Source organism: Methylobacterium sp. Leaf113, from assembly GCF_001423325.1.
GTDB lineage: Bacteria > Pseudomonadota > Alphaproteobacteria > Rhizobiales > Beijerinckiaceae > Methylobacterium.
Genome location: NZ_LMNJ01000006.1, coordinates 1 through 23120, shown reverse-complemented (window position 1 = coordinate 23120; position 23120 = coordinate 1). Strand labels below are relative to the sequence as shown.

Below are 23120 nucleotides of genomic sequence, written 5' to 3'. Positions count from 1 at the left end.
TGCGTTCGGGTCTAGGCCATCCGGCCTTGCGGCGCGGTTAAGCCGGGCGGTTAAAGCATTGCGTTCAGGGGCCGGCGGACGGGGTCGGCTTGGCACCAACCGCGTCGTTCGAAGGCGCCAGGGTCAGAGCCGGGCGCCCGGCCGTGCCGGTGGAGACGGGGTCCGGCTGAAGCAGCGAGAGCGTGATGGCGCGGGTGACGTGCTCGGCCATGCAGCGCAAACCCAGTTCGTTGAGGCGAAACTGGGTGCCGAGCAGGTGCCCCTCTCCCTTGTCGTTGCTGCGGGCGAGGTAGCGCATGGCCTCGTAGCGCTGAACCAGCGGCACGCCCTCCCGCTGGGCCACCTCCTGCACCTTGCGCACGAGGCTTGTGTAGTAATCGTCCTTCGCGAGGCTGGCGGTGTAGACCGGACTGACCAGCACGACATCGATCGCGTGGCCCTTGATCCACTGGACGGTCTCATCAAGAGCGCTGCCGAAGGCCTCCAGATCCACTCGCGCGAGGGCATCGTGCGATCCGACCTGCCAGATCACGAGGTCGGGCTCCACCTCGGCCACCATGCTGCGCAGGCGCTCGCCGGCTCCGGAGGCGATCTCGCCCTGCAGGCCCCGGCTCTCCACCACCACGTCGACATTCGTCAGGGAGCGCTCGAGCGCCGTCTCCAGCTTGACCGGGTACGTGGCGGAAGCCCCGAGTCCCATCGTCGAGGCTCCGATGGCGAGCACCCGCACCGGACGATTCTCTTTGAGCGCGTCCTTGACCGCGCCGAGCCGGGCCAGGGTGTAGAGCTTGGAGCCCGGAACCCGGCATTCCGGCGAAAGCGCCACGTCGACGGCTTCCGCATCCGCGCCCTGACCGGCCACGACGACGCTCGGCGGCGAAACGACGGTGGGCGCAGGCGGCACCGCCTTGACCACGGGATCCTGCTTGACCACGGGGTCCTGATGGGCCGCCGGCTCCTGCGCGTAGGCGCTCTCTCCGCTCCCGTACCAGAGGAGCGAGAGGCTCAGGGCGAGGAGAGCCGCGGTTTGCGGGAGCGCCATTCGACGAACCATGCGGTGAAACCCAGTGCGAACAGGCCGGACCCTACGACGAAAACGTCAACGACGACACCGCCTCCGGTCCAGAACCTGACAAGTTGCGCGGCCAGACTCAGCAGCGAGCCGATGGAGAAGACCGCGAGGGAGTTGCGTCCAAGGCTCGCAAGGAAGTTCGTGACCCAGCCGAGCCGGGGCGCCAGGACGGCGTAGACTGCCTGGAACGCGAGGAGCACGCCGAGGAAGTGCACGACACGGGCCGGCGACAGGTAGGTTTTGTCGAAGGTGAAGACGAGGCGCGGGTCAGGTACGAGAAGCGGATCCGGCCGCAGTTCCAGCACCGACAGCACGATCCCCGTCACGACGATCACCAAGCCGAGCGGAAGCAGTCGCCGCGACCAGCGCTTCAGCCAGGGGGATGTCCGACTCCAATCCTGCATGGTGAACCCGAGCACCAGGAGGAGCTGCCAGCATAGGGGATCGAAGAACCAGTCTCCCTCCCCCGGCCAGGAGGGCAGGTTCCACTCGAAGACAAGGCTCGCGGCATAGAGGGCAAAGGACAGGACCAGAGCGGCGACGCGGCTCACCCGGCCGATCAGCACGAAGATCGGGGCGATGCCGAGAAGCACCACGTAGAGCGGCAGGATGTTGAAGAAGCCGAGCTGGTGGGTGAGCAGCACGAAACCGACCGTGGTCTGGATCGGGTCGGCGAAGAAGCCGCCGGCATTGTGCCATTCGAGCAGCAGCGGGTTGTCGAGAAACAGGGCGGCACCGGCGATCATGCCCAGCGCCAGGGCCATGGTGGTGATCTGGGCGCGATACACCTCGATGGTGCGGGACAGGAGTCGCAGGACGCTCTTCAGGCGCGGCTCGGGGCTGCCGTCACGGTTGCGCGTGGCGATCCCGATCGACCAGCCGGCCAGGAAGACGAACAGCTCCGCGGCATCCGAGATGCCGTATTGCGAATAAGTGTAGCGCTCGAAGGTATTACCGGGGATGTGGTTCACGAAGATCGTGATGAGGGCGAGGCCCCGCCAGAAATCCACCGCGTTCGGTTCGCGCATCGGGGCTCGGCACTCCGGCAGCTCGAAGGGACAGGTGCTAGGCGGACTGGAGGTCGCGGCCGCGCGGCAAGGGCCGGCCCTGATAAGGTGCCCTCGACGTTCTGCAAAGTGCAACCTTCGCGGGCTGCCGGTCGGCCCGGATCGGCTCGGTCACCGCGCTCGGTCCGGCCGCAGCCTATGAGGAGATGCGTGTCTTCGCTGGATCGGGTCCAGGGCCGGGCGCTCAGGCCTTATCGCCCGGCCGGTGTGGTATAAATACCGGGGACGTCGGGCGGTCCCGCACCTATGGTGAACCTCGTTTCTCACGCACCGGAATCATCCATGCAGACCCCCGTCGTCGGCGATGCCGCGCCGATCCCGACCGGAGTGCCCGGCCTCGACGAGATCCTCCATGGCGGCTACGCGGCCCAGCGCGCGCACCTCATCGAGGGACGTCCGGGCAGCGGCAAGACCACGCTGGGGCTTCAGTTTCTCCTCGACGGCCTGAAGCGGGGCGAACGCGGGTTGTACATCACGCTGTCGGAAAGCCGGCGCGAACTCCTGTCGGTGGCCGAGCGGCATGGCTGGTCCCTGGACGGCGTCGAGATCTACGAGCTCGTGCCACCCGAACTCAGCCTGGATTCCGAGCAGCAGCAAAGCCTCATCCACTCGTCCGACCTGGAGCTCGGCGAGACGGTTCGGATGGCGCTGGCGGAGATCGAGCGTGTGAACCCGGTGCGGGTGGTGTTCGACAGCCTGTCGGAGATCCGCCTACTGTCGCAGGGCTCCCTACGCTATCGCCGCCAGGTCCTGGCGCTGAAGAGCTACTTTCTGCTCAACAATGCCACCGTGCTGATGCTCGACGACCTCAGCTCGGAGGACGACGACCTCAATCTGCACTCGATCAGCCATGCGGTCCTGCGCCTGGAACAGGTGACACCGACCTACGGAGCGGGCCGCCGCCGGCTCCATGTCATCAAGATGCGCGGCACGCCCTACGAGAGCGGCTATCACGACTTCGTGCTCCGGCGCGGCGGGGTCCGCATCTTCCCCCGCCTCGTTGCGGCCGACCACCACACCGCCTTCACCTTCGGAACCATCGCCTGCGGAGTCCCGGAGCTCGACGCGGTTCTGGGCGGCGGTCTCGATAGGGGCACCACCAACCTGATCATCGGGCCTTCGGGAGCCGGCAAGTCCACGTTGGCCCTCGGCTACCTCATGGCAGCCCTCGAGGCTGGCGAGCACGGCTTGATCATCAGCTTCGACGAGACCACCGGCATTCTGTTGCGTCGAGCCCTGGGCGTCGGATTCGATATCGGCCCCCACGTCGAATCCGGACTGCTCCGGATCGAACAGATGGATCCCGCCGACGTATCGGCCGGCGATTTCGCCGGGCGCATCCGGGACGCCGTGGAGACGGATCAGGCCCGCGTCGTGGTGATCGACAGCCTGACCGGGTACATGAGCGCGATGAGCGGGCAGCCGCACCTCGTGCTGCAGATGCACGAGATGACCACCTACCTGAACCAGCAGGGCGTGGTGACGATCCTCGTGCTGGCGCAGCACGGCATGGTGGGCCGGATGGAGGCCCCGGTCGATCTCACCTATGTCAGCGACACGGTCGTGATGCTGCGCTTCTTCGAGGCGGGTGGGCGCGTCAGACGCGCCCTCTCCGTGCTCAAGAAGCGCACCGGCCCGCACGAGGATACGATCCGCGAGTTCCGGATCGACGCCCAGGGTCTGCGGGTCGGATCGGTGCTCAGGCAGTTCCGCGGCGTACTGACCGGCGTCCCGACTTTCGAAGGCGACCGGGCCGATCTCCTCGACGATCGGCCGGACCCGTCGCCCCGAATCATCGACCAGGAGTCTAGGCAACAGGCCGGAACCGGGCCTGATAACTTGACCGGGCCTCATGGTGTGACCGGGCCTCATGGCGCAGCCTGAACCCATCGCCCTGATCCTCGCACCGGGTGGACGGGACGCCCGGATCGCGACGGCGATCCTGGCCGAAGTCGGCGTCGCTTCGCGGATCAAGGACAGCTTGGCCGACTTGGTCGAGAACCTCGACACGGCCGCCTGCGCGGTCATCACCGAGGAAGCCCTGCTGCGTTCCGACCGACGGGCGATCGCCGACTGGTCCGAGCGCCAGCCCCCCTGGTCCGACTTTCCATTCATTGTCCTGAACCATCGCGGCGCTTCGCCGGATGAGCGCCTGACCGGTCTCCTCGGGAACGTCACGCTCCTGGAGCGGCCGTTCCACCCCGCGGTGCTCGCCAACGCCGTGCGCTCCGCCCTGCGCGCCAGGCGTCGGCAATGGGAGGTCGCGGCGTATCTCGACGAGCGTCAGAAGACGCACGAGCGCCAAGCCCTGCTGATCCGCGAATTGCATCACCGGGTGAAGAACACCCTCGCGACGGTGCAGGGGCTGCTCGGCGCGACCGCGCGTTCGACCACCGATGTCGAGACCTTCTACCAGTCCTTCTCGAACCGCATCGTTTCGCTGGGCAAGACCCACACCCTGCTCACTGAGGATTACTGGCAGACGGCGCCCCTGCACGAATTGCTTGAGAACGAACTCAGCCCCTACAATGATGTCGACGGGCAGCGCATCCGCCTCGAAGGGCCGGTGATCGAGCTTGCGGCCGATTTGGCCGTTCCCACCGGCATGGCCTTTCACGAGTTGACGACCAACGCGGCCAAGCACGGGGCCCTGTCGCAGCCCGGCGGTCGGATCTCCATCGTCTGGAACGTCACCGCCGCCGAGGCGGGCCGCCGCTTGCACCTCACATGGACGGAATCCGGCGGTCCCGCCGTCGAGGCCCCGAAACGGAAAGGCTTCGGCTCCACCCTGCTTCAGCGGGTGCTGGCTCAGCAGTGCAACGCCACCGTGACAATCGACTATGCGCCGACCGGCCTGCGGTTTCACATGGAAGCCCCGCTGCCCGAGGAGCGGCTGGTCCCAACCTACTGAGTGCGTGCGCAGGGCTCAGTCGAGATAGTCGCCATATTTTTCGACATGACGGGCGAGACCCAGGCCATGCTCGCGGACCAACCGCTCGGCCCGCTCGGCATCTCGCGCCTCAAGTGCCTGAATGATCTCGACATGCTCCTTGATCGAGTTCGCGGCCCGATCGCCCTGGCGGAGGGCAGTGTTCCGGATGCCGCGCACGTGCATCAGAAGGTTGCTGGTGATGTCCTGGATGACATGGCATCCGCCGAGCGAGATGATCTTCTGATGGAAACGGATATTGGCATCCGAGTACTCGTCCATATGGTCGGTCGGACGTCCCTCGTAGAACTCGGGAAAGTGCTCCCGCAAGCAATGCAACTGCTCGTCGGTGGCATGCTCACAGGCAAGGCGGGCGGCCATGCTCTCCAGCGCCGACCAAGCCTGGATCATGGCGACGATCTCTTTCTTCGACTTCTTGATGACGAAGACGCCACGTCTGGCTTCGAACCGAACGAAGCCCTCCTGCTCCAGCACGGTCAAGGCTTCGCGGACGGGGGTGCGACTGACGCCCAGATCCTGAGAGAGCTTGCGCTCATCCAGCCTGACCTCCTCGCGTTGGCTATAAATGTTCATGTTGGTGATGGCTTCTTTCAGCGCATCGTAGGCCAAGGCACGCAAGCTTGACGTTGCCGCCAGCGGCTTGATCTGGAATGTCGTCGACTCGACCATCTTTACACCTGGAACAATGACAAGGACGCAGACGCCACGTCAATTTGGCCCGAAACATGCCGAACCCGCTGCCGGAACACAAGGAAACCAGGGCGTTTCAGCCGGGACAAGATTTGAATATCCCCCCTGCGGCAACAACATAGCTTCAGCCGCTCACTGAAGTGTGACGCCGCACGCTGGAGCTCCCCTTCGCGATTTGTACCCGTTTCACGTGCGAAGCGAGCAATGTCGACTCAGAGGCAGCCGGAGGGCCGTCGTGAAGGGCCAACCGCCCGGAATCCCCTCACATGGCTCAGATCCAATTTGACACCTGGTATTTGGTATGCCACCATTCTTGAACTGGCAATGACGTTGTCAGAAGTGAATGCACCGCACCCGACACAGTGATCGTAGCGCAATCTCTCTATGTGAGCACCGGTCCCCGAACAGTTTTACATCTTGAAACTGAATTGGACCAATTTTCACGGATCGTTCACAACGAAAGCCTCGACCCCGGAAGATACGCCACCGGGACACCGGACCGACGACCGATCCTTCTTTCAGAAACGATCAGGATCTCTGTCTAAGAGCTCGTCCGTCAACACCGCGTTATTCTGAATTACGATCAAGAACGGCGCGTCATCGAAAAAATAAGCGCCCGAACCGGAGGAAACCATCATGGATAGAACCGCTGGCTCCGAGACCGCTCAGGCCGTCCACGACGTCGCAACCGGCGTCGGTGTCACGTCCGATCATGCGGGCGAGCAGATCGACGGCTTCCACCTCGTCATCGACGCCCTGAAGCTGAACGGCATCACCAATATCTACGGCGTGCCCGGCATCCCGATCACCGATCTCGGCCGCCTTGCGCAGGCCGCGGGCATGCGCGTCATCTCCTTCCGCCACGAGCAGCATGCCGGAAACGCCGCCGCGATCGCGGGCTTCCTCACCAAGAAGCCCGGCATCTGCCTGACGGTATCGGCGCCCGGCTTCCTCAACGGCCTGACGGCACTGGCCAATGCCACCACCAACTGCTTTCCGATGATCCTCATCTCCGGCTCCTCCGAGCGCGAGATCGTCGACCTGCAGCAGGGCGATTACGAGGAGATGGACCAGCTCGCCATCGCCAAGCCCCTGTGCAAGGCCGCCTTCCGCGTCCTGCACGCCGCCGATATCGGCATTGCCGTCGCCCGTGCCATCCGGGCCGCCGTCTCGGGCCGTCCGGGCGGCGTCTACCTCGACCTTCCCGCCAAGCTGTTCTCCCAGGTGATGGATGCGGAGGCCGGCACCAAGTCCCTGGTGAAGGTGATCGACGCCGCTCCTGCGCAACTGCCCGCCCCGAGCGCCATCGCCCGTGCACTGGACGTGCTCAAGGGCGCCAAGCGGCCGCTGATCGTTCTCGGCAAGGGCGCGGCCTACGCGCAGGCCGACGAGGAGATTCGCAACCTCGTCGAGCGCAGCGGTATCCCCTACGTCCCAATGAGCATGGCCAAGGGCCTGCTGCCCGACACCCACGCCCAGTCGGCCGGTGCGGCTCGCTCCCTCGTGCTGAAGGAGGCCGACGTCGTCCTGCTGGTCGGCGCACGACTGAACTGGCTGCTGTCGCACGGCAAGGGCAAGACCTGGGGTGCCCCCGGCTCGAAGAAGTTCATTCAGATCGACATCGAGCCCAAGGAAATGGACTCGAACGTCGAGATCGTCGCCCCGGTGGTCGGCGACATCGGCTCCTGCGTCACTGCTCTCCTCGAGGGCATGGGCCAGAACTGGCAGGCCCCCCCTGCGGCCTGGACCGACGCCATCCGGACCAAGAAAGAAGAAAACCTCGCCAAGATGGCCTCGAAGCTGAAGAAGAACTCGGCTCCGATGGACTTTCACGGGGCGCTCGGCGCACTCCGCACCATCATCAAGGAACGTCCCGACGCGATCCTCGTCAACGAAGGCGCCAACACCCTCGACCTCGCTCGCGGCATCATCGACATGTACCAGCCGCGCAAGCGCCTCGATGTCGGCACCTGGGGCATCATGGGCATCGGAATGGGCTTTGCGGTGGCGGCCGCCGTCGAGACCGGCAAGCCGGTCCTGGCGGTCGAGGGTGACAGCGCCTTCGGGTTCTCCGGGATGGAGGTCGAGACGATCTGCCGGTACGATCTGCCGGTGTGCATCGTGGTCTTCAACAACAACGGCATCTATCGGGGTACCGATACGGATCCCACCGGCCGCGACCCTGGCACTACGGTGTTCGTGAAGGACTCGCGCTACGACAAGATGATGGAGGCCTTCGGCGGTGTCGGCGTCCACGTCACGACCCCGGACGAGCTCTCCCAAGCCGTCAACGCCGCGATGGATTCGGGCAAGCCCACCCTGATCAACGCGGTGATCGACCCCAGCGCCGGGACCGAGAGCGGCAACATCGGGAGCCTGAACCCGACGAGCACAGTGGTTCGCAAGAAGACCGTCTGAACCTCCAGGCCTCCGGAGATCGACGTGGTCTCCGGGGACCATCGAGCGGGCCGGCTCCCCCGGGACGGCTGCCCGCTCGATGCCAGAGAGTTCGGCCAAGCGGCGCCGGAGGCCCTTCGGCCTCTCTCGTCGATCGCCTCGAAGGTCAGCGCTCGAATCCCCGTGCCGAAGTCTCCCTTGAAGCTGAAGTCTCCCGCGAAGGTGAGCCCGTGCCATGAAAGCCCTCGAAGGCGTCAAAATCCTCGACTTCACCCATGTCCAGTCGGGACCGACCTGCACCCAGTTGCTGGCCTGGTTCGGCGCCGACGTGATCAAGGTCGAGCGCCCGGGCGTCGGCGATGCCACGCGTCAGCAATTGCAGGACATCCCGGATGTGGACAGCCTGTATTTCACGATGCTGAACCACAACAAGCGCTCGATCACGCTCGACACCAAGCATCCCAAGGGCATCGAGGTGCTGTGGCGCCTCATTGATGAATGCGACGTCCTGGTCGAGAACTTCGCCCCCGGGGCGCTCGCCCGGATGGGCCTGACCTGGGAGGCGATCCACGCTGCCAACCCGCGCATGATCCTGGCCTCGGTGAAGGGCTTCGGCCCCGGCGCCTACGAAAACTGCAAGGTCTACGAGAACGTTGCGCAATGCGTCGGGGGTGCCGCCTCGACCACGGGCTTTCGCACCGACATCCCGATGGTGACCGGCGCGCAGATCGGCGATTCCGGCACCGGGCTGCATCTGGCGCTCGGCATCGTCACCGCCCTGTACCACCGAACCCAGACTGGCCTCGGCCAGCGGGTCGACTGCGCCATGCAGGACGGCGTGCTGAACCTCTGCCGGGTCAAGTTGCGGGATCAGCAGCGCCTGGAACGCGGCCCCTTGCCGGAATACAGCCAGTTCGGCGAAGGCATTCCGTTCGGGGACTCGGTGCCGCGGGCCGGCAACGATTCCGGCGGCGGCCAGCCCGGCCGGATTCTGAAGTGCAAGGGCTGGGAGACCGACCCCAACGCCTACATCTACTTCATCACCCAAGGGGCAGTCTGGGCAAAGATCTGCGACGTCATCGGTGAACCCGCCTGGGCGACGCATCCGGACTACGCCACACCCAAGGCGCGGCTGCCGCACCTCAACGAGATCTTCACCCGCATCGAATCCTGGACGATGTCCAAGACCAAATTCGAGGCGATGGAGATCCTGAACGCGCTGCACGTGCCCTGCGGGCCGATCCTGTCGATGAAGGAGATTGCGGAGGACGAGTCCCTGCGCAAGTCCGGGACCGTCGTGGAAGTCGATCACCCGACGCGGGGCAAGTACCTCACGGTCGGAAATCCCATCCGGTTATCGGCGAGCGAGACCGAAATCACCCGGTCGCCGCTGCTGGGCGAGCACACCGATGAAATCCTGACCCAGGTCCTCGGGTACTCCGAGGCCGAGCGTCTCAAGATCTCCGAATCCGGCGCCATCGGCACGATGCAACAGATCGCTGCCGAGTAGGCACGTCCCCCAACCCGGTCTCTCCTCTCCACCCGGTCTCTCCTCCCAACTTGGCACGGCTTCGATCCGTCGAAGCCGTGCTTCTTTTAAGGACGATCGAATCGAGGGATGCTAAGCGGCCCTTTCCGGCGCCGACGATCGGGGTGCGACCCGAGGCGGACGTGCTATCCTGCGGAAGCCAGTTGGCGGGCTCGCTCGCCCCAGGCGCCAAGCGTACGCGCTTGGCTCGGGATCAGCACTTCGCCGGCATCCCCCAAGGTCTCGTCGATCCGGATCACGCCCAGCCCCATCAGTACGCGGTGGACGATCGGGTCCGCCTCCGCCAGCGCAGGTGCAAGACCGGTCACGCGGCCGCGGTCGAGGCGAGCAAGAACGCGGCCGGTGGTCTGTTCGGCAAACCGGATCGTGGTCATCCTGCGAAGGCAGTCGCGCAGGAAGCGCATGTCACCGAGCCTGTCCCGGGGCGGTACGCCGACATACACCGCGTCGGGATCGCGCGCCTGGATGTTGATCGCTCGATAGCGATCGATATCGAGCAGGACCCGCACGTCGAGGATGTTCATGACGCCGCCCACCCCAAAGGCGACGGTTCGTGGCCGTTGGCCGTCCGGCACGCTGTTGTCCAGAAACTCGAAGTGAACTTCCTTGTCTCGCCGCAGCACCCAGGTGAAGAACAACCGCGGCATGCCCGTATAGGCCTCCACATTATGCGCGAGCAGATCCTCGACCGCTTTGTAGCGGCCGAACTGCTGGCCCCGCTTCCAGGCCCGCTCCACCGTGGCGTCGGGCGGCGTGACCATGAATTGCATGTAGACTTGGTGCCCGAACCGGGTGAGGAGTTGGCTCCCCATCTCGGTCCCGGGATTCACCGCGAAGCTGTCGAAGCGGAAGCGATCGATGAGGAGGTGGGAGATCCGACCTGCCTCCGCCTTGCGCGCCATGTAGCCGTCGAGCTTCCGATCGACGATCTCGACCTCGTGCCCGGTGAGTGGGCCTGCATAGCGCCAGGCCGGGCCGAGGCTGTCGTAGTCGAGCAGATACTTGCGCCAGACATCCGGAGTGATCAGCGCAAAATCCGCCCAATCGAGCCCCAGGGATTCCACCAATGCGCGCTGATGCGGCCGGATCGTACTTTTGCCGGAGGCGGAGGACCCCTTCACGTTCAGAATGACGGGGCCGTCCTGCGGCCTGAGCCGCCCATAGCCCTCCCGGTCGATCACAGTCTGCATCCAGGGCTCGATCATCTCGCCGAGCGCACGACTGCCATAGCTGTTCGCGAAGAGAATGCCGGCGAGCTTGCAGAGCAGCGTCCGGTCGCGGATCAGGAAGCCACGACGGCCGATCACGCTGGCAACGACGGAGCGAAGCGCCGCGCAGGCTGCGATCGCCATAGGATCGGCGGCCTCGGCGGCGCGTTGCTGCCACGCCTCGAGATGAAGCTCCGCCCTCCGCTCCGGATCCAAGCCCGCACGTGGCGCGCGCGCGAGCGCAGAATCGGTTTGCCGGAAGGCGCTGGTCCAGAAAGTCAACCAGGGCGGCGATGGGCGGATGGGCGGCGCGGAAGGCAAGCCCTCGCCCAGCATCGCGGCGACTTCAATCTGGAGAAGCGCCGCAGCCTCCGCACGAATCGCGGCGAGGCGGGTGGCGATCTGTGGAGCGTGGGTGGCGAGGCCGTCTTGGAGGATGGTGGAGACCATCGCGCGGAAGTTCACGCCAAGGTCGCCGTAGGTCTGCCCCATCGGCACGAAGAGATCCGCCATGACGCGGATCAGAACCTCATGGATCACCAGCCGTTCGGCTCGGAAGACCACGAGCTGAGTCAGTGGCAGACCGCTGACATCGCTCATCTCGAAGGCGTCCGCGAGTGACGTCTCGACGTTCACGCTTCGAAACACCGTCGCCAGGGGTAGCATCGTGCGGGGAAGGCCTGACTCGAGACCGGGGTTCCAGGGTCCGCAGACATCATCGCGCATGGCCTGCGGTGGGTCCTCCCGGGCACGGATCAGCATGCCAAAGCCCTCCGCCCCTCAAGAGGCTCCTGTCCCGAAGTCCCGACTGAGATCTCGAAGATGAGAGCGGTCAGGCCGCCTGTGGCTCCTCGATCGCTTCCAGCCGGAGCTGATACTGATCGCCCCAGAGTTCGCTAGCCTTCTGATACCAAGCGGTGTCGAAGTAGACGCGGCAGCAAAACTCGCTGGTCCAGATGCAGACTGCGATCAGACGGCCATCGATCACCTTCACGTGGCGGCTGATCAGGCCACCTGTAATTCCAGTCGATGGGCACATATCGATGCTGGTCATCCCGTAGCTGTTCTCGCCACTGAAGATCACGGGGCAGTCGAGGATGGCCAGAAACCGCATGGAAGTCCCTCCTTCATGAACCGACCGAGGATCGAGGCGTCACCGGGTGCGCCCTCTATGCTCGTCGGCGCCGGCGCCAAGAGCCAGCTTTGTTGTGCCTCATCCGCCGGACGAGGGTTTAGAAAAATCTGTGTTCAAACGAGATCAGGGTCAAGACGACCGCACCGCAAAAGCTTTTGTGCAGCACAAACCTTGCCTCACCGAGTCTACATCTCGCGGTCCGATAAGTTGAAGACGAATCCTGTCACAACCCATGCATCGGTGTCCTTTCCGACATCTTCCCACATTCCAACGGCTCATCACGGCGCAAGTTCGGTCACGCGACCTCGGCGCTCACCTCGGCGCTCGCCGTAGCGCTTGGAGGGACCGCCGCAACGCAATCCCAGATGCTCTGGACAGAGTGGAGGGCGAACCCGTCCATGATCGCGATATGGTTGGTCTTGTGGGTGCAGAAGACCTGTAGACGATCAGCTGGGGGCGTCCGGATATCGACGGACACGACGTCCGGCGCCGTCAGCATCCACACCAGACTATCCAGGACCTCAAGACCCTGATCCGCCATGGCCTGAAAGATATCGCGCTCCGTCAGTAGACCCATGAAGGACCCGGTGTTCTCGCAACGCCCGTCCACGACGATCAGGGCGTCGACGTCGGGCAAAGACAAGGTTTGGACCGCTTCGCGAACGGAACGATCCATGCGGATGGCACGGACACGGGAGTCAGGACTGATCGGTGTCTGACGTAACTCCGTCATGCCTCCCCTCCCCGGATCTCTACGTCTTCTCGGATGAACACTGGTATACAGAATTTCAGCCGTCAACGCGCGCGCTGCAATATTATGCAAAAACCAGCAACAGAATCTCCCCTTTGTCGCCTTTGACGCTTCGGCCTGATCAGGCGTTCGCAAGCTACGGTTTGCGAATCACCTCGGTATTTCACTGATTTCGTGCTGCATCGCAAAAATAATCGATCTGGGAGGCCAGTCTTCGCCTGGAACGGGCCAACCCGCGATTTTTTATGAATTTGGCTTGCAGACACGACCGTCTGGATACGAGAAGGTGCATTATCGCGCAGCTTCCGACCACGGGAGCGCGAGGGTGCTGTCCGCCGCGGAGGCGCTCCGGTGTCAGGCGCAAAGTCGGTGGAATGGCCAAGCGATTGAGCCCGTTCCCCTCGAACGCCCAGGTTGAGAAATCGATTGGCTCTGCCGACGCCAAAGCCCACGCTTTGTTATGAAAGCACTTCCGATTTTAATCCCTGTTGCTGCGTTGCGAAATCGATTTCTTGACCAAAGACCCTTGACGACTGCATCGGCGCGAGCGAGGCTGGTATTCCACATACCAGTCGGCACCAAGTTCGGCGGCGGGTGGCCTTTGCGCCCAGGATCGGCCCTCGAGCCGACCGCGTATCTCGTTTCAAAAAATGATGGAGGAAAGCCATGTCGAGGGCGGAAACTGCACCTGAGCGCGTATCCGACAGTTATCGATGGGGACAGCTCGTAATCGGCGTCATCTGCATGGTGATGATCGCCAACCTGCAATACGGCTGGACCTTCTTCGTCCCGGACATCCAGAAGAAATTCGGCTTCGATCGCGCCGCGATCCAATGGGCCTTCACCTTGTTCGTGCTGTTCGAGACCTGGCTGGTTCCGGTCGAGGGCTGGTTCGTCGACAAGTACGGCCCGCGCGTGGTGGTGCTGTTCGGCGGCCTGCTCTGCGGCATCGGCTGGGTCATCAATTCCTACGCCAGCAGCTTGAACATGTTCTATCTCGGTCAGGTCGTTGCCGGCATCGGCGCGGGCGCCGTCTACGGCACCTGCGTGGGCTCTGCCCTGAAGTGGTTCCCGGACAAGCGCGGTCTCGCCGCCGGCATCATTGCCGCCGGTTTCGGCGCGGGCTCGGCCCTGACCGTGGCACCGATCCAGTGGATGATCGCCGATCACGGCTTCCAGGCCGCGTTCTTCAACTTCGGAATCGGCCAGGGCCTCGTCGTCTGCGCGCTGGCCTTCTTCTTCACCTCGCCGAAGAAGGGCCAGGTCCCGGAGGTTGTCGCCAACGCCAACATCATTCAGACCCGGCGCAACTACACGCCCGGTGAAGTCGCCCGCCAGCCGATCTTCTGGCTGATGTACTTCATGTTCGTCATCGTGGGCGCAGGCGGCCTGATGATCACCGCCAACCTCAAGCCCATCGCCTCCGACATCGGCGTCGACAAGGTTCCGGTCACGATCATGGGCATCACCATGGTGGCGATCACCTTCGCGGCCACCATCGACCGCGTGCTCAACGGTCTGACCCGTCCGTTCTTCGGCTGGGTCTCGGACAAGATCGGCCGTGAGAACACCATGTTCGTCGCCTTCGCGATGGAAGGCTTCGGCATCTACATGCTCTATCTCTGGGGCCATGATCCGCTGTGGTTCGTGCTGCTCTCCGGCTTCGTGTTCTTTGCCTGGGGCGAGATCTACTCCCTCTTCCCCTCGACCTGCACGGATACCTTCGGCACAAAGTTCGCCGCCACCAATGCGGGGCTGCTCTACACCGCGAAGGGCACCGCCGCCCTCCTGGTGCCCGTCGCGAACTACCTGCAGCAGGCGACCAACAGCTGGGACGGCGTGTTCCTGGTGGCCGCCGGCGCCAACATCCTCGCCTCGCTGCTCGCCATTGCGGTGCTGAAGCCCTGGCGCAAGCGGGTGGTGGCTCAGGCCCTGGCCGTCTCCGACGAGACCAAGCCGGCCTCGCGGATCGCGGTCGCCTGACTCTTCGGACCGAATGACAGCAGAGCGCGGGGGCCGGACCATCAGTCCAGGCCCCCGCGTCCGTTGCGGCCCCCAGGCAAAGCCTCGGTCTCGAGCAGGCAACGCCACACCTCAGGAGGAGATGTCCGATGCAGCCGCTCGCTCCCTGGCGCCCGATGCACACCGCGCCGCAGACGATCGATCGGATCTGGCTCAATCATCTGACCCTTGGGCCGATCCTGGCGGAGGGACGGCCCGGACGCTGGTATGCTCCGAGCGCCGCCCATCAGGTCTGGCGCTGGTATCGCTCCGTCGAGACAAGCGCGATCGAACCGTTCAGCGGCTGGCTGCCCTTCGAGGCTGTGGCGGGCACGGCGCTCCCTGCGCGGCCCGCAGCCGACACTGGATTGATCGGTCCCGGCCTGATCCGGGCGGACAGCACGTCGGAGGATCTGACGACGACGCGCGCCTGATGCGTGCCGGGTGACCCGTCAGCCTGATCGCCCGGACCGATCCGGTCGCCCCATCGACGCCGGGTTTTGCGCGTCCACAGCCTGGATGGCCGTTCGAGGCATGCGCCGAGCGGCCTGTCCGCAGCGTGCCGAGCGCGTATGGTAAAGGCCGCGGTTGTCCTCAGGTCGAGACAGGACGTTGGCCACCATGAGCCTTGCCCGAACCCTGCGGCCGGTCGCGGATCTCGACTTCCACGATGTGCAGTCGATCCTGCTTCCCGTCGCGGTCACCCCGCTTGAGGCGTGGAATCTCATGACGCGCGCCCCCCACCCCCTCATGCGGCTGGCGTTCCGTCTCCGCGATGCGATGTCCGCGCTGTTCGGCGTCAAGCGCATCGGCGGATACGGCCGAGCGAACCTGAAGCAGGTCAGGGCCGGGGAGCGGCTGGATTTCTTCCTCGTCGAGCATGCTGAACCCGACGTGCTGATCCTGACCGAGCGGGATCGGCACCTCGACGTCATGATCTGCATCGCCATCGAGGGCCGCCGACTGACGATCACGGCCTCCGTCGTCACCCACAATGCCTTCGGGGGCCTCTACATGCTGCCGGTTGCACCGGCGCATCGGCGGATCGTCCGTCACGATCTCAGGCTCCTGCAGCGATTCCTGCGGGGCAGCGTGGCGAATTCTGCGGTCCCATAACGTCAGGTGGCGCAGACCGTCGCGCTGACCGCCACCGTGCAATTCGATCCCTGGCGACATCAGAAGGCCGCCTCCTCGCAGGGTAGCAGACCGCCCGCGGCGGGCGAACAGACCGCAGATCGTCCGGGCACGAACGAAGAACGGCGCGCCTCGCGGCGCGCCGTTGTATTCATTCTCGGGATGTTGCGGCGGATTTCGCCTCAGACGGCCCGAGCCTGGTGCAGGTGCTCGATCTGCTGCTGCGTGTAGCCAAGGTCGAGCAGGACCTCGTCGGTGTGCTCGCCCAGCAGCGGCGAGGCCTTCACCTCGACCGGCATATCCGAGAACTTGATCGGGCTTCCCACCGTCAGGTACGAGCCGAGCTTCGGGTGCGGGACCTCGACGATGGTGCCACTGGCGCGCAGGGACGGATCGACCGAGAGTTCCTTCATCGACAGCACCGGCGAGCACGGGATGTCGAACTTGCGCAGGATGTCGACGGCCTCGAACTTGGTCTTGTCGGCCAGCCACGCCTCGATGGTGCCGAAGATGTCCATGATCTTGTCCTGGCGAGCCCGGGCCGTGTTGTAGGCCGGATCGTCGATCCATTCTTCCTTGCCGATCGCCTTGCAGATCGGCGCCCAGGCATGGCCCTGGATGGTGAAGTAGATGTAGGCGTTCGGGTCGGTCTCCCAGCCCTTACACTTGAGCACCCAGCCCGGCTGACCGCCGCCGCCGGCATTGCCGCCGCGCGGCACCACATCCGTGAACTCGCCGTGCGGATACTGAGGGTATTCCTCAAGGTAGCCGAGGGCATCGAGACGCTGCTGGTCGCGCAGTTTCACACGGCACAGGTTGAGCACCGAATCCTGCATCGACACAGCGACCTTCTGGCCCTTGCCGGTCTTGTTCTTCTGATGAAGCGCCGTGAGGATGCCGATCGCCAGATGCATGCCGGTGTTCGAGTCCCCGAGGGCGGCGGCCGACACGGTGGGCGGGCCGTCCCAGAAGCCGGTGGTCGAAGCGGCACCGCCCGCACACTGGGCGACGTTCTCGTAGACCTTCAGATCCTCGTAATGGTGGCCGTCCGAGAAGCCCTTCACCGAGGCGAGGATCATGCCCGGGTTGAGTTCCTGGATGCGGGCCCAGGAGAAGCCCATACGGTCCAGCGCACCCGGACCGAAATTCTCGACCATCACGTCGGACTGCTTGATGAGGTTCTCGAGAACCTCCTTGCCCTCGGGGGTCTTGGTGTCGAGCGTCAGCGAACGCTTATTGGAGTTGAGCATCGTGAAGTAGAGCGCATCGGCATCCTCGACATGGCGAAGCTGCGTGCGCGTCACGTCGCCTGCACCGGGGCGCTCGACCTTGATCACGTCGGCGCCGAACCAGGCCAGGAGCTGCGTGCAGGCCGGGCCAGCCTGGACGTGGGTGAAATCGATGATCTTGGTACCCTCGAGCGGCTTGCTCATCGTGGCGTTCTCCCTGTCGCTTAAACCGATAGACTTGGTTGGAAGCCGTTATCCGACATTCTGCCCGGTCGATCCGGGTTCTGGTTTGGCCAACACGACCGGTGAAGACGCGTCTTCAGAGTCGTCCTGGTCCGATCCGGCGCGCCGCCTTCAAGCGACGCGGGATTCGAGGTCTGCGAGGCGCCGGCGCAGGGTGCGCTCGTCGTTCCAGCGTTCGGTCTCGTCGCGGATAATCGCGGCGATTCCGGTGACGTTCTGATCGGGACCGTGGATCAGCCCGACCGTGAAGGCGATGGAGAGCGCGCGCCCGTCCTTGTGGATCGCCGGAACCCGCAGGACGTCGGCGCCGTACTTGGTCACCCCCGTCGCCATGGTTTTGGCGTACCCGTCCCAGTGGCGCTTGCGCTGTCGCTCCGGAGTGATGAGATCGAGGGACTGGCCGATCGCCTCCTCCGCCGCGTACCCGAAGATGCGCGTTGCGGCCGGATTCCAGACGGTGATCGCCCCCGCAGGATCGGACACCACCACCGCGTCCCCCGCAGCCGCCACCAGCGCCGCGAAATCGACGTCCTGCGCCATGGTCATGCCGTCTGCCGGCGGCCTCGCACTCCGCATCGTCGGATCGAAAGGCTCGGGGATTTCGGCATCGGACACTCCTCTGTTCTCCGCCGGGCCGAAACCCAGACGTTGGCGTTGCGAGGACTTGCTGTTTCGACGACTTGCTTTTTCTCTGCTTCCGTCGTTGGTATTTGGTATGCCAACGATTAGAGGGTGTCAACCGAGGCGTTCCGCACCGCTCGTGGGTTTCACACCGGGGCCATGAGGCCGGCCGTGACTGCCCGCGGAAGGGGTCGGAGCAGGGAGGCGGGCCGGAACGTTCTCGGATCGGTGCCGACAGAAAATGGTCGTCTGAGGGAGACACGCGATGGGGCCGAGCCCGAGCATCACAATCACGCAGATCGAAGGCTACAAATTCGCGGTCGATTTCGGCAGCATCCTGCCACACTTGATCGTCGACGAGGCCGTGCCGATCGGCAAGGGCGAGGGTCCCTTTCCCGAGCAGTTGCTGATGAGCGCCGTAACCAACTGCCTGTGTGCCAGCCTCGTGTTCGCGCTCGGAAAGTACAAGCAGGATGCGGGCGGGATTCGGGCCGAGGCCCATTGCGAGGTCACGCGCAATGCCGAGAACCGCCTCCGCATCACCGGGATTACGATCGCCATCATCCTCGGGGCGACGGCCGACGCCGTGCCGCGCATCGACCGGGTGCTGGAGCAGTTCCAGCGCTTCTGCACCGTCTCCGAGAGCGTCCAGGCCGGCATACCCGTCGCGGTGGCTGTCCGCGATGCGGCCGGCACGCTGCTGTCCTGAGAGTCCACCACCTCCGTTACGGAAGGATCTGCCATGACCCATTCGGATCGCACCACCGACACGGCCCCGGCGTCAGCCGCACCTGCATTGACTGCGCAAGCCCCGGAAGATCTGGCCCGCCTCTTCAACGAACGCGCCAATGCGGGTGACGTGGAGGGCCTGGTGGCGCTCTACGAACCGGATGCCGTGCTGGCCGCCGGCCGGGTGGTGGCGACCGGGCATGCCGAGATCCGGAAGTTCTATGCCGACCTGCTCGCCCGCAAGTCGGACTTTCCGGCGGCCGAGGCCCTGCCGGCGATCCGCAACGGTGACCTTGCCATGACCTTTGCGCGCCTGCCCAACGGCACGATCTCGACCGAGACGGCCCGGCGTCAGGCCAGCGGCGGATGGCTCTGGTCGATCGACCAGCTGAAAATCAAACCGCTTCCGGTGGACAAGGCGGACTAGCAGGCCCTCGGCGCCGCCCCACCCATCCGCCACAGAGGTTCGCATGATCGATCCCCAGCTCGCCGGGCGGCTCACCTTCGCCCATCGGCTTCCGACGAAGCCGCCCCTGCCTCCGGGGCGCCATGCCCTGGAATTGTTTGCCGAACGCGACGCGATGCTGGTGGTGCCGGATGGGATCGTGCCGCGCCGGCCGACGCCCCTGGTGGTGCTGTTCCACGGAGGCGGCGGCAGTGCCGAGAAGATCCTGCCGATGCTGGAGGACCACGCAAAGGCACGCGGCTTCCTGCTTCTGGCGCCCCAATCGCTGTTCCCGACCTGGGATCTGGTGATCGGCGGGCATGGTCCCGACCGCGAGCGGCTCGATCAGGCGCTCGCCGAGGTGAGCGCGCGCTACCTCCTCGACCCGACTCACCTCATCTTCGCGGGCCATTCGGATGGCGGCAGCTACACGCTCTCCCTCGGCCTCGCCAACGGCCACGTGGTCACCCACCTCCTCGTCTCCTCGGCGGGCTTCCTCTCCGTCCACCTGCAATCGGGGGCGCCGCGGATCTTCCTGTCGCACGGCACACGCGACGAGCAGATTCCGATCGCCCGCAGCGCCCGGGTCCACGTCGCCCAGTTGCGAGAGGCCGGCTATGAGGTGATGGCGGTCGAGTACGATGGGCCGCACGCCTACGATCCATCCGTGGTGTCCGAAGGGATAAGGGTCCTCCTCGAGGGTACGACCTCCTGAAGGTCCGAACGCGCCGGACGAATGCCCGGAGTCTCGCCGGCCCCTCGCTTCTTTGCGCCGGCACGACCCGGAGGACCTGCTGCAGCCTGATCGACAACGTCCACGATGCGGTCCGACGGCACGCGGCGCTCGGTTTCTGCGCGCCGATCCGAACAGGAGCCACGACAGGACAGGTCGCCCGCAGATCACGCCCCGCTCTACGCGAGCAGATCAACATCAGTGCAGGACTGGCGCCGCAAATATAAGTATGAACCCTTTTCGCCAGCTCGACGTTAGGACGGAGTTAATCCTAATCTTGAGCACCGCGACGATGCCGTTTGGCCCTTGGAAGAACACATCGGATCGCGCTGCGCGAACGCTTGTGATGGCAAATTCACACGCGGACGCTCCGTCCATGCTGGAAGTGTTGGGCAAACGTGGATTGGATATTTCCGTTGCCGCCATCGCGCTCTTTCTGCTCCTCCCGCTGCTGCTGATGCTCGGCCTGCTTGTCTGGGCGAGCGACCGCAAGGCGCCGATCTTCCGCCACATGCGGATTGGACGCGATGGCCGCCACTTCGGCTGCCTCAAGTTCCGGTCCATGATCACGGACGGCGATGCCGTGCTGCGCGCGCATCTGGCGGCGAACCCCGCCGCGCGGCGCGAATGGGAGGCGACGCACAAGCTCACTCATGATCCACGGATCACGAAGCTCGGCTCGATCCTGCGCAAGACCAGCCTGGATGAGCTGCCCCAGTTGGTGAACGTCTTGCGCGGCGAGATGAGCCTGGTTGGCCCCCGCCCGATCGTTTCCAGCGAGATCGAGCGCTACGGCGCGGCGTTCGCGGCCTGCTTTTCGGTCACGCCTGGAGTGACCGGCCTGTGGCAGGTGTCGGGGCGCAGCGATTGCTCGTACGCCGAGCGGGTCGCCCTCGACCTCGACTACGCCACCCGCTGGAGCTTCTCACGCGACATGGCCATCCTGTTGCGGACCGTCCCGACCGTGCTGACGCAGCGCGGCAGCCGCTGACATCCGGCAGCGCAGGCGTCGCTTCACAAGGTCGGGAATTCGATCGGATGGGACCCGGTCCGATTCGCCGGGGTGCCTTGCCTGCACTGCACCCGCACCTGGACCTGAACCCGGGAATCCCGATCGCGGCATGGCCGAACCCATGCCGGGCCATGTGCGATCGTCACGACGCGAGCCCGTGCCGTGTCTGCATCTATCGTGAAGCGACCGTCCTGGATCGGGCGCGGTTCTCGGATGAAGACGGGATCGGGAACGGCTTTTCGCGGCGCGCCGGCGCGTGAGACGTCTGCGAACAGAATCAGCTGCCGGCCTCGGTCTTCGGATTGTTAACAATCCCAATTGCGCAGTATCCAAGCGCGTCATAAAATACTTGAACAATTAGGGAGGCCGATCATGGCAGCAGGCGGAAATCTTGCACCTGCGACCCAGGACGATATCCTCAATGTCCGTCCCTACTACGATGATTTTCAGCAGTTCTTCAGCTTCTCGGATCTCACCCAAAACGACAGAGATCCTGAGGGTGGCCCTCTGACGCTGGTGGCGATCGAGCCAAAGCCCGGCACCGGCACGGGAGACTGGGCTTCCTTAAGCGACCCCAATACCGATGCCATCTATTTTTCCGTCGGCAATCCGTCCATCCGTGCTGAGGGCGTGGCCACCTTCGTCTACACGGTTGCCGATCAGGAGGGTCTCACCAGCACCGGCACGGTGCAGATCCTTTACGGGGAGCCCGCTCCGGAGCCGCGGTCGATCACGGTTTCGGAGGACACGCGCGTCTTCGTCGCCAGCTACATCATCGCCAATGGCGGAGGGACCAGCTACGATCAGCCCGAACACGGCGTGGTCTATCAAGAAGACGATCCGGAAAACGGCCGCAACCAGCTCATCTACTATCAGCCGGATTCGGACTTCAACGGTACCGATACCTTTGACCTCATATCCGGTCCCAACGGCGGCCCTCTCACTTACGCCCCCATCGTTCTCACGGTCACGCCGGTGGCGGACGCGCCCGAAGCCAACAACGACAGCGGCGCCACCGGCGCCGGCCAGCCCCTGCTCATCCCGGTGGCGCAGCTCCTGAGCAACGACACCGAAGCCGATGGCGACACGCTCACCCTCACGGCGGTCGGCGACGCCGCCAACGGCTCGGTGAGCCTCGGCAACGGCCAAGTCGTCTTCACGCCGAAAGCCGGCTTCACGGGTCAGGCCAGCTTCACCTACCAGGTCGAGGACGGGACCGGGCTCAGCGATACGGCCACCGTGAGCGTCACCGTCGGGCAAACCGCGACCGGCAGCTATGTGCGCGGCACGGCCGGCGCCGATACGCTGGACTACGCCTCCGCCACCACGCGCGTGCAGATCGCGGGTCTGGCGGGCGACGACACCCTTCGGGGCGGGACGGGCAGTGACGCGCTCAACGGCGGAGCGGGCAACGACATCGTCACGGGCGGCGCCGGCAACGACAGCATCACGGGCGGCATGGGCGCCGACCGCCTCGGTGGCGGTGCGGGCAACGACACCTTCCACATCGCGCGCGGCGATCTTTCCCTGACGGGTGCCACTGACCTGATCGTGGACTTCCAGGGTGCGGGCCAAGCCGGGGGCGATGTGATCCGCTTCACGGGCTTTGCCGCGGGCTCGACGCTGGAGCTGGTCGGTGCTTCAGGCAATGCGCGGGTGTACGAGGTGCAGGACGGAGCGGGCGTGTCGGAGGGGCAGATCCTGGTGAGCGCGGGCGGTGCGCTGGGTCAGGTACTGACCTCGATCGATTACGCCTTCGCCTGAACGCCAGGAAGGGGTCCGGTCCGAGCGCCCTTCCTGAAGGGTCCCAACTCCCCGACCGGACACGAGCAGCCTGCGCCCTCACGCGAACCGGCCCACCGGCTCCCCGGCCACACGGTTTGACTGAGATGACCGGCCGCGAGGTCCCGGCTCCGGCAGCACTGGTTCGGACCTGCGTTCGAAGGAGAAGGCCTTCGGTCGGCCTCGGAGCAAGGGCTCGGCTGAGCCCCGCGTTGTCGAGGCGTCCGCCAAAGGTTTGGGGGTGCGCCTTGCCGATGCTGATGCCCTGAATACTAGGGTGTGAACCGAACCAAGACGTTGCGAGAATTCTGGTTTTGTGATTCAGAGCCGCCGTTTGCAGCACGGAGGCGGCGATGGCGGACCTGTTCTGGC

At 64.9% G+C, this 23120-nt stretch carries 20 protein-coding genes; 12 read left to right on the top strand and 8 right to left on the bottom strand.

Features of this window, described 5'->3' with window-relative positions; genetic code table 11:
* Window positions 1-64: 64 nt before the first annotated feature.
* Complete coding sequence (locus ASF60_RS06210; protein ID WP_056182061.1) at window positions 65-1042, bottom strand: SGNH/GDSL hydrolase family protein; 978 nt, start codon at window positions 1040-1042, stop codon at window positions 65-67.
* Window positions 1006-2100 carry an OpgC family protein gene (locus tag ASF60_RS06205; protein WP_056182057.1) on the bottom strand — a complete coding sequence of 365 codons (1095 nt, stop codon included), beginning with the start codon at window positions 2098-2100 and terminating at the stop codon, window positions 1006-1008. The genes ASF60_RS06210 and ASF60_RS06205 overlap by 37 nt, the downstream gene beginning before the upstream one ends.
* 321 nt (window positions 2101-2421) lie before the next feature.
* Between ASF60_RS06205 and ASF60_RS06200 the strand changes: the two genes are divergently transcribed.
* The gene (locus ASF60_RS06200; RefSeq protein ID WP_082507785.1) at window positions 2422-4023 is read left to right on the top strand and encodes an ATPase domain-containing protein; all 1602 of its coding nucleotides are present in this window, start codon (window positions 2422-2424) and stop codon (window positions 4021-4023) included.
* Window positions 4010-5050 (top strand): sensor histidine kinase, encoded by a 1041-nt coding sequence (locus ASF60_RS06195; protein WP_056182055.1) that lies wholly within the window; start codon window positions 4010-4012, stop codon window positions 5048-5050. Before ASF60_RS06200 ends, ASF60_RS06195 begins: the two co-directional genes overlap by 14 nt.
* 15 nt (window positions 5051-5065) lie before the next feature.
* Here the strand turns inward: ASF60_RS06195 and ASF60_RS06190 are convergent, their stop codons facing one another.
* Window positions 5066-5758 carry a GntR family transcriptional regulator gene (locus ASF60_RS06190; protein ID WP_056182051.1) on the bottom strand — a complete coding sequence of 231 codons (693 nt, stop codon included), beginning with the start codon at window positions 5756-5758 and terminating at the stop codon, window positions 5066-5068.
* A gap of 657 nt (window positions 5759-6415) precedes the next feature.
* Here ASF60_RS06190 and oxc point away from each other — a divergent pair.
* Entirely contained in the window at window positions 6416-8197 is a 1782-nt protein-coding gene (gene oxc / locus ASF60_RS06185; RefSeq protein WP_244478342.1) for an oxalyl-CoA decarboxylase, read from the top strand.
* A 214-nt stretch (window positions 8198-8411) separates the two neighbouring features.
* A complete protein-coding gene (gene frc, locus ASF60_RS06180) occupies window positions 8412-9686 on the top strand; it encodes a formyl-CoA transferase (RefSeq protein ID WP_056182048.1) in 1275 nt (424 codons plus the stop codon).
* A gap of 164 nt (window positions 9687-9850) precedes the next feature.
* On the opposite strand, the gene ASF60_RS06175 is transcribed toward frc (ASF60_RS06180), so the two are convergent.
* The 3 genes from ASF60_RS06175 to ASF60_RS06165 form a co-directional block, all read right to left on the bottom strand.
* Entirely contained in the window at window positions 9851-11695 is a 1845-nt protein-coding gene (locus tag ASF60_RS06175; RefSeq protein ID WP_082507784.1) for a hypothetical protein, read from the bottom strand.
* A 70-nt stretch (window positions 11696-11765) separates the two neighbouring features.
* Window positions 11766-12047 (bottom strand): hypothetical protein, encoded by a 282-nt coding sequence (locus ASF60_RS06170; RefSeq protein WP_056182045.1) that lies wholly within the window; start codon window positions 12045-12047, stop codon window positions 11766-11768.
* Between the two features lie 316 nt (window positions 12048-12363).
* Window positions 12364-12801, bottom strand: coding sequence for a CBS domain-containing protein (locus ASF60_RS06165; protein ID WP_244478341.1), 438 nt, complete (start codon window positions 12799-12801; stop codon window positions 12364-12366).
* Between the two features lie 684 nt (window positions 12802-13485).
* Here ASF60_RS06165 and oxlT point away from each other — a divergent pair.
* The 3 genes from oxlT to ASF60_RS06150 all read left to right on the top strand — a co-directional run bounded on the left by oxlT (window position 13486) and on the right by ASF60_RS06150 (window position 15936).
* On the top strand, window positions 13486-14802 hold the full coding sequence (oxlT, locus tag ASF60_RS06160; protein WP_056182039.1) for an oxalate/formate MFS antiporter: 1317 nt from the start codon (window positions 13486-13488) through the stop codon (window positions 14800-14802).
* A gap of 128 nt (window positions 14803-14930) precedes the next feature.
* Window positions 14931-15254 carry a hypothetical protein gene (locus ASF60_RS06155; protein ID WP_056182036.1) on the top strand — a complete coding sequence of 108 codons (324 nt, stop codon included), beginning with the start codon at window positions 14931-14933 and terminating at the stop codon, window positions 15252-15254.
* Between the two features lie 187 nt (window positions 15255-15441).
* Window positions 15442-15936: a DUF2867 domain-containing protein gene (locus tag ASF60_RS06150; protein WP_056182264.1), complete on the top strand. Its 495-nt coding sequence runs from the start codon at window positions 15442-15444 to the stop codon at window positions 15934-15936.
* A 200-nt stretch (window positions 15937-16136) separates the two neighbouring features.
* On the opposite strand, the gene frc (ASF60_RS06145) is transcribed toward ASF60_RS06150, so the two are convergent.
* Together frc (ASF60_RS06145) and ASF60_RS06140 are read right to left on the bottom strand one after the other, a co-directional pair.
* A complete protein-coding gene (gene frc / locus ASF60_RS06145) occupies window positions 16137-17387 on the bottom strand; it encodes a formyl-CoA transferase (protein ID WP_056182032.1) in 1251 nt (416 codons plus the stop codon).
* A 150-nt stretch (window positions 17388-17537) separates the two neighbouring features.
* Entirely contained in the window at window positions 17538-17966 is a 429-nt protein-coding gene (locus ASF60_RS06140; protein WP_443136734.1) for a PAS domain-containing protein, read from the bottom strand.
* A gap of 346 nt (window positions 17967-18312) precedes the next feature.
* Between ASF60_RS06140 and ASF60_RS06135 the strand changes: the two genes are divergently transcribed.
* The 5 genes from ASF60_RS06135 (at window position 18313) to ASF60_RS25990 (ending at window position 22730) form a co-directional block, all read left to right on the top strand.
* Window positions 18313-18756 (top strand): OsmC family protein, encoded by a 444-nt coding sequence (locus tag ASF60_RS06135; RefSeq protein WP_056182029.1) that lies wholly within the window; start codon window positions 18313-18315, stop codon window positions 18754-18756.
* 33 nt (window positions 18757-18789) lie between these two features.
* The gene (locus ASF60_RS06130) at window positions 18790-19203 is read left to right on the top strand and encodes a YybH family protein (RefSeq protein ID WP_056182025.1); all 414 of its coding nucleotides are present in this window, start codon (window positions 18790-18792) and stop codon (window positions 19201-19203) included.
* Between the two features lie 43 nt (window positions 19204-19246).
* Complete coding sequence (locus ASF60_RS06125; protein WP_056182023.1) at window positions 19247-19936, top strand: alpha/beta hydrolase; 690 nt, start codon at window positions 19247-19249, stop codon at window positions 19934-19936.
* 394 nt (window positions 19937-20330) lie between these two features.
* Complete coding sequence (locus ASF60_RS06120; RefSeq protein WP_244478340.1) at window positions 20331-20945, top strand: sugar transferase; 615 nt, start codon at window positions 20331-20333, stop codon at window positions 20943-20945.
* Between the two features lie 339 nt (window positions 20946-21284).
* Window positions 21285-22730 carry an Ig-like domain-containing protein gene (locus tag ASF60_RS25990; RefSeq protein WP_162241297.1) on the top strand — a complete coding sequence of 482 codons (1446 nt, stop codon included), beginning with the start codon at window positions 21285-21287 and terminating at the stop codon, window positions 22728-22730.
* Window positions 22731-23120 lie beyond the last annotated feature (390 nt).

Bases quoted from the DNA above. Each gene is read 5' to 3' on its own strand.
- ASF60_RS06175 (WP_082507784.1), bottom strand. From the start codon at position 11,695: ATGCTGATCCGTGCCCGGGAGGACCCACCGCAGGCCATGCGCGATGAT.
- ASF60_RS06210 (WP_056182061.1), bottom strand. From the start codon at position 1,042: ATGGCGCTCCCGCAAACCGCGGCTCTCCTCGCCCTGAGCCTCTCGCTC.
- oxlT (WP_056182039.1), top strand. From the start codon at position 13,486: ATGTCGAGGGCGGAAACTGCACCTGAGCGCGTATCCGACAGTTATCGA.
- ASF60_RS06120 (WP_244478340.1), top strand. From the start codon at position 20,331: ATGCTGGAAGTGTTGGGCAAACGTGGATTGGATATTTCCGTTGCCGCC.
- ASF60_RS06150 (WP_056182264.1), top strand. From the start codon at position 15,442: ATGAGCCTTGCCCGAACCCTGCGGCCGGTCGCGGATCTCGACTTCCAC.
- oxc (WP_244478342.1), top strand. From the start codon at position 6,416: ATGGATAGAACCGCTGGCTCCGAGACCGCTCAGGCCGTCCACGACGTC.
- ASF60_RS06170 (WP_056182045.1), bottom strand. From the start codon at position 12,047: ATGCGGTTTCTGGCCATCCTCGACTGCCCCGTGATCTTCAGTGGCGAG.
- ASF60_RS06205 (WP_056182057.1), bottom strand. From the start codon at position 2,100: ATGCGCGAACCGAACGCGGTGGATTTCTGGCGGGGCCTCGCCCTCATC.
- ASF60_RS06135 (WP_056182029.1), top strand. From the start codon at position 18,313: ATGGGGCCGAGCCCGAGCATCACAATCACGCAGATCGAAGGCTACAAA.
- frc (WP_056182032.1), bottom strand. From the start codon at position 17,387: ATGAGCAAGCCGCTCGAGGGTACCAAGATCATCGATTTCACCCACGTC.
- ASF60_RS06200 (WP_082507785.1), top strand. From the start codon at position 2,422: ATGCAGACCCCCGTCGTCGGCGATGCCGCGCCGATCCCGACCGGAGTG.
- ASF60_RS06195 (WP_056182055.1), top strand. From the start codon at position 4,010: ATGGCGCAGCCTGAACCCATCGCCCTGATCCTCGCACCGGGTGGACGG.
- ASF60_RS06140 (WP_443136734.1), bottom strand. From the start codon at position 17,966: ATGGCGCAGGACGTCGATTTCGCGGCGCTGGTGGCGGCTGCGGGGGAC.
- ASF60_RS06190 (WP_056182051.1), bottom strand. From the start codon at position 5,758: ATGGTCGAGTCGACGACATTCCAGATCAAGCCGCTGGCGGCAACGTCA.
- frc (WP_056182048.1), top strand. From the start codon at position 8,412: ATGAAAGCCCTCGAAGGCGTCAAAATCCTCGACTTCACCCATGTCCAG.
- ASF60_RS06165 (WP_244478341.1), bottom strand. From the start codon at position 12,801: ATGACGGAGTTACGTCAGACACCGATCAGTCCTGACTCCCGTGTCCGT.
- ASF60_RS06155 (WP_056182036.1), top strand. From the start codon at position 14,931: ATGCAGCCGCTCGCTCCCTGGCGCCCGATGCACACCGCGCCGCAGACG.
- ASF60_RS06130 (WP_056182025.1), top strand. From the start codon at position 18,790: ATGACCCATTCGGATCGCACCACCGACACGGCCCCGGCGTCAGCCGCA.
- ASF60_RS06125 (WP_056182023.1), top strand. From the start codon at position 19,247: ATGATCGATCCCCAGCTCGCCGGGCGGCTCACCTTCGCCCATCGGCTT.